This window comes from Streptomyces actuosus (genome assembly GCF_016921115.1).
In the GTDB taxonomy this organism is placed as follows: Bacteria; Actinomycetota; Actinomycetes; order Streptomycetales; family Streptomycetaceae; genus Streptomyces; species Streptomyces actuosus_A.
This window is the reverse complement of the sequence record NZ_JAFFZS010000223.1, coordinates 1-437: the sequence shown is the minus strand read 5'-3', so window position 1 is coordinate 437 and position 437 is coordinate 1. Positions and strand designations below refer to the sequence as shown.

Annotated in this window: 1 protein-coding gene; it reads right to left on the bottom strand. The window is 70.0% G+C overall.

Translation table 11 applies throughout. The annotated features are described in order from the left end of the window. A partial coding sequence (locus JS756_RS36200; RefSeq protein WP_205387503.1) for a ketoacyl-synthetase C-terminal extension domain-containing protein occupies nt 1-437 on the bottom strand: 437 nt, incomplete at both ends.

The window sequence follows — 437 nt, the reverse complement described above, 5'->3', positions numbered from 1 at the left end:
ACCCTCACCCACCGACTCCGCGAACGCGGCCAACCGACCCGCCTGCCCCGCCAAACCCTCCCGACCACGACCCGACACCACCCACGGCACCACACCACCCACCCCGAAAACCCCAACCGGCCCCCCACACCCCACAGACACCCCAGAACCCGCCGAACCCACAGAACCAGCAGACTCCGAGACAGCCGGCGCCTCCTCCAACACCACATGCGCATTCGTCCCACTGATACCGAAGGACGACACACCCGCCCGACGCGGACGGCCCTCGACGCCCGGCCACTCCACGGGCTCGGTCAGCAGGGACACCGCCCCCGCCGACCAGTCGACGTGCGGGGTCGGCTCGTCCACGTGCAGGGTCCGCGGGAGCACACCGTGCTGCATCGCCAGCACCATCTTCATCACACCCGCCACACCGGAAGCGGCCTGCGTATGACCGA